The sequence below is a fragment of the Rhodothermales bacterium genome (assembly GCA_034439735.1).
GTDB lineage: Bacteria > Bacteroidota > Rhodothermia > Rhodothermales > JAHQVL01 > JAWKNW01.
In genome coordinates, this window is sequence record JAWXAX010000268.1 from 1 (window position 1) to 5,065 (window position 5,065).

5 protein-coding genes are annotated in these 5,065 nt (G+C 61.8%); all 5 read right to left on the reverse strand.

Annotation, left to right across the window (positions count from 1 at the left end):
• A partial coding sequence (locus SH809_18740; protein ID MDZ4701757.1) for a hypothetical protein occupies positions 1-570 on the reverse strand: 570 nt, incomplete at its 3' end.
• A gap of 88 nt (positions 571-658) precedes the next feature.
• A complete protein-coding gene (locus SH809_18745; GenBank protein ID MDZ4701758.1) occupies positions 659-1,810 on the reverse strand; it encodes an acyl-CoA dehydrogenase family protein in 1,152 nt (383 codons plus the stop codon).
• Positions 1,810-3,366, reverse strand: a complete 1,557-nt coding sequence (locus tag SH809_18750; GenBank protein ID MDZ4701759.1) for an amino acid adenylation domain-containing protein — start codon at positions 3,364-3,366, stop codon at positions 1,810-1,812. Before SH809_18750 ends, SH809_18745 begins: the two co-directional genes overlap by 1 nt.
• Before the next feature lie 3 nt (positions 3,367-3,369).
• Positions 3,370-3,642, reverse strand: coding sequence for an acyl carrier protein (locus tag SH809_18755; GenBank protein MDZ4701760.1), 273 nt, complete (start codon positions 3,640-3,642; stop codon positions 3,370-3,372).
• Positions 3,643-3,960: 318 nt separating this feature from the next.
• Positions 3,961-5,065: hypothetical protein (locus SH809_18760; GenBank protein MDZ4701761.1), on the reverse strand; the 1,105-nt coding region annotated here is incomplete at its 5' end.

The following is a 5,065-nucleotide window of genomic DNA, read 5'->3' on the forward strand; positions in this document are numbered from 1 at the left end:
AAACACGATGTTCGGCAGCTGGAAAAAGTAGCTCAGACGCTCGAACAGCGTCGCCGGCTTCTTCTCCGAGCGCATGTCGTAGAGATACAGCGCCATCCGAAACATGAACATCGAGCCCAGGATGGCGATGATGCCGCCGGACCACTCGGTCTGCATCCAGCCGGCGCGAAACGCCGTCAGCACGGCGCCAACGGCCGTCACAAGCGTCACCCGGACCCACATCGGCGCCGGCAGGTGCGCCAGCCCGATCATCGTCAACCCGATCCCGATCAACCACGACCCCCCGACGAGGCCAAACAGCAGCCAGATGCCGGCCAGTGTAAGCCCCACAAAAAACGGCTGACGCCACGACTCGGGCAGCCAGGCGTGCACGACGAAGCCGCCAAAGATCAGCGGCAGAATGTCCTGAAAGCCAAAGCCGTTTTCGACCTGGAAGAGCCGGATGGCCAGGAGCACCAGGGCCAGCTGCGCGGCCACCAGCACGAACTTGCCGCCATCGGTTTTCACCTGGTCGAAAAACGAGGCGCCGGCCAGCGGGCCGGCGGTCGATGCTGAGAGTTTTCCGATCATGCCCCAGACAATAAGTAAATGGTTAATGGTCGATGGTCGATGATCAACAAATGACCATCGATAATTGACAATCGATAATTGACCATTCTCACAGCCCCAGCGCGGCCGCGATCGCCGACCGTTGGGCGTCGTTGCTGCCGGAGTAGAGGGTGCCGCCAATACTATCGCGCACGAGCCGTTCCACATTATGCTCAGCCAGATACCCTTTGCCGCCCATGATCTGGACGGCATCCAGCGAGGCTTTTACGTAGGCTTCGCTCACATACACTTTGTTGACCGACGCGTGGAGCGCGGCCTCGCGGGGCCGGTTATCGAGCGACCACGCGGCACGATAGGTCAGCAGGCGAGCGGCTTCGACACGCATCTTCATATCGGTGATCTTGTGCGAGACCGACTGATACTTGCCGATCTGTTTACCGTCGATTTTGCGGGACCGGGCGTACGTGATGGTCTTGTCGAGCATCTTCTGCATTTGCCCGACCTGGCCGGCCGACAACAGGCTGCGCTCCCACATCATGGCGTGTTCGAACACCGCCGCGCCATCGCCCACCTGGCCCAGCACGGCGTCGGCATCAACGCGGACGTCATCAAACACCAGGCTGCCCACTTCTGTCGTATGCAGACCCATCGTTTCGAGGCTCGGGCCACGACGAATACCGGGTGTCGAGGCATCCAAAACGAACGCGGTGATGCCGCCGGCCGCGCGTTTTTCAGGATCCGTGACGGCGTATACCAGCACGACATCTGCGGACGGCGCGTTGGTCAGCAGCGTCTTCTCGCCGCTGATTCGGTAGCCGTCGCCGTCCTTCACCGCCATCGTCGCCAGGTCGGACCAGCTGGATCCGTCCGGCTCGGCCATCGCGCTTGTGGCGATCTTCGCGCCGTCGGACAGGGCCGGCAGGAACCGCTGCTTCTGCGCCTCGGTGCCAAACGCCACGAGCGGCGCCTGGCAGGAGAGGAGGTGCGAACCCAGGGCCATCAACAGACCCTGGTCCTCGATGCCGATCCCCAGGCCTTCGAGCGCCATCGCCGTGCCGAGCGCGTCGAGGCCGCGGCCGCCGTAGGCCTCCGGTACGAGAAGACCGGGAAGCCGCAGCTCACCGCTTTTTTGCCACAACGCGCGGGAGAACGTGTGCGCGCGGTCGCGGTCGGCGAACGTAGCGTCCTTCAGGTGCTTCTCCGCAAACGTGATGCACTCCTTCTGAATCTGCTTCTGCTCCTTTGTGGGTGACAGTTCCATTAGTCGAGTTCTTTAAGTGCCTGATAATTGATCTTATCCGTCGACGTCTTCGGCAGAGACGGCTGCGACGAAAAGCGGTCCGGAATCATATACTTCGGCAGGTTGTCCGCGCAGAACTTTTTCATTTCAATCATGCCGCGCGGCTTTCCGTCCGACCAGCTCAGGAATGCCTTGATGATGGTGCCGTTTTCGGCGTTAGGCGTGGCCACGACGGCCGCTTCGGTGACCGCCGGGTGACGATACAGGGCGGCCTCGATTTCGCCGAGTTCGACGCGGTAGCCGTTGCGTTTAACCATCCGGTCCCGCCGGCCGACGAAGATGAACACCCCGCCGGCGGCCTCGCGGACGATGTCGCCCGTGTGGTACCAGCGCGTGCCTTCGGCGTCGACGAAATAGGCTTCGGCAGAACGCTCGGGCAGGTTCCAGTAGCCCTGCATCACCGAGCCGCCGGTGATGAGCAGCTCGCCCTCGGCGCCGGGTGCGACGGCCTGATCGTCCAGGTCCACCACCAGCGCCCGATCGTTTTCACACACCGGACCGATGGGGAACGGATCGACCTGATCCTCGGGAATCGTCGGCGGCAGCTTGTAATAGGTGCAGACGTTCGTCTCGGTCGGGCCGTAAAGGTTGTAATACACCGGATGCGGCCACTTCTCGAGCAGGCTTTTGAGGTGCTTGATCGGGAAGACCTCGCCGGCGAAGAATACGACCCGCATCGCGCTGAAGTCGTGTTGATCCAGGTTGCCGTATTCCACCAGGAGCCGCAGGATCGAGGGCGTGGAATACCACACCGTGATCTTACGCTCGGCCGCCATCGGCCCCAGACGCGCCGGCGTCTTGCCCAGGTCCTCGCCGATCAGGATCAGGGTGGCCCCGTGCTGCATCGGCACGTAGATGTCCAGGATCGACAGGTCGAAGTGGAACGGCGCGTGTGACGAAAACCGATCGTCCTCCGTGAAGGCCACGGTGTCCGACGTCCACCGCACAAAGCTCAACGCGCTGGCGTGGGTGTGGATGACGCCCTTCGGCTTGCCCGTCGATCCCGAGGTATACAGGATGTAGGACAGGTTCGCGATGGACGGCTGCGCCGGCTGTTCGCCGGACTTCACCACCCGCACGAGGCTCACCGGAAGCGCGAATCCATCCAGGAAGGACAGCGGATCGACGCTAAGGGTGTAGGTGTCGTCGAACTCGGCTTTCAGCCCCTCAATCAGGTCGTTAGCGACCACGATGCCCTTTACCGCGCAATCCTGGAAGATAAAGGCGTTGCGTCGGGGTGGGGCACCGGGATCGACCGGCACGTAGGCGCCGCCCGATTTGAGGATGCCGAATACGGCCGTGATCGAGGCGATCGACTTGGGCACGTAGATGCCCACCCGGTCGCCGCCCGTGACGCCGATGCGTCGCAGCGCCTCGCTCAGGCGATCAGCGTTGGCGTTGAAGTCGCCGTAAGAGACGGCGTTATTCCGTTCGGGGTCTTCGACGGCCGTGTGCGCCGGCCGGCGAGCGGCCGAGTGCTCGAGCAGTCCGTGCAGCGTATCGTGATGGGTCTGCATGCCTTACTTCTTGGAAAGAACAAACGACGTGATTTCTTCGAGCGTGTCCAGGTTGTCCGAGTTCATCTCGTTCGCCTGCACCTGGATGTCGAACTCTTCCTCGAGGAACGTGACCAGCTTGAGGGTCGAGATCGAATCGATGATGCCGCCAGAGATCAACGGGGTGTCGAACTCGAGCGCGCTCGGGTCCTCGCCGGGCAGGAACGTGTCGAGGATGAATCGCTTGACCGGTTCGGTGATTTCTTCGATGTGCGCTTGCTGAATATTCGCAGCCATGATAAACTCCGTTTTTTTATGTGTGATTGTGAGCGTGTCGTGTGAACTACCTAGTGGGCTATCGTGTGAATCGTCAGGGTAACGTTTCTTTACGTGTACATGCGCTTTACTGGGGCGCAACACGTCATCATAACGCCAGCGAGGACGCAAGAACCCGCCGAAAGCCTCTCGCTCGTTACCTGGAATAGGGACCGGAAGAGACCCCCGAAACACACTCTTTTACCAGTATCGCTGGATCTCAGTATCGGATGCGGGACTCCTGTCAATAAACCGACGCGCGGTTCGGGAGTCCGTCCAAGGTGCTGCGTACCGCGCTGTTCAAGGCGCTGCCACCGCACCCAGCTTCACCAGGCTATCGTTGGCGATCAGCACCTCGTACAGGCGCTCGGCCACCGCCTCGTGCCCGATTTTGCTGAGGTGCGTGTCCCACGGGCGTAACTGCACTTCATCCGGCGTCCGCCCCCGGTAGGGCTCGTCGACCATCAGGGTCGGGATGCCGGTCTCCTCCAGAATGCGGAGCAGATCGGGCGCGCGCTCGGGGTCCAGCTCGTTTATCTCTTCTGTGGTCGGAACGTACAGGACCACCAGCGGAATACCGCGCTCGATACATTTGCGGTTTAGCTCTTCCAGGCTCCACTTCAAGATCTCTTCACCGTGTGGGTCGAGCAGCCGGCGCAGTTCGGACTGCGTCATCTCGTGGCTGACGCCGATGCGGGCGAAAAGCTCGCTCAGGTACGGGTAAGAGATCTCGCGTTGCTGCTTGATCATGCGTTCGACCTGCATGAGCATGCGCCGCTTCTCGGTCGAGTGGATGGCGTAGAAGACGAGGTCCGGCTGGAAGTCGAATGCCTTTTTCTCGGCCACCACCAGGTTCTGTACGGGACTGTAGCCGCCCACCGAGAAGTTGAGGATCTCGTAGCCGGCATAGGCGCCGCCGGCGAGCTCCGCGTTCAGGCGGGTCTCGACGAGCGCTTCATAGGTCTCTTCCTCCGTCACGCCCGAACCCTGTTCATACGAGGCGCCGAGCATCGCCATGCGATAGACCCCATCGGGCTTTTCTTTCGAGTACTCTTTGTCCCGCATCCCCCACTGGTTCGTCTTGAATGGCATCTCCTTCTCGACGCCGTCGAAGTTGGGGATTAGCTCGTACACCAGCAGCCCCTCGCCGGGGCGCGTCGCCTCGGAGTTCATCGTGGCTTTCCAGTCATCCGGCCGCTGCACTTCTTCCGCCCAGGCCAGCTGCGAGGTGTAGCCACGGACATCCATCAGCCCTTCGTAGTAGCCGCGGTCCGCGATGTCCTGATCCCGGGCATTCAGCCGGGTCTCCTGGATCGATGCGATAAACGTGGAGGCCTGCTCGCCGGCCCGCTCGTGCACCTGTGGCAACCCGATACCCGCCAGCGCCAACGCCATCAACCCCGTC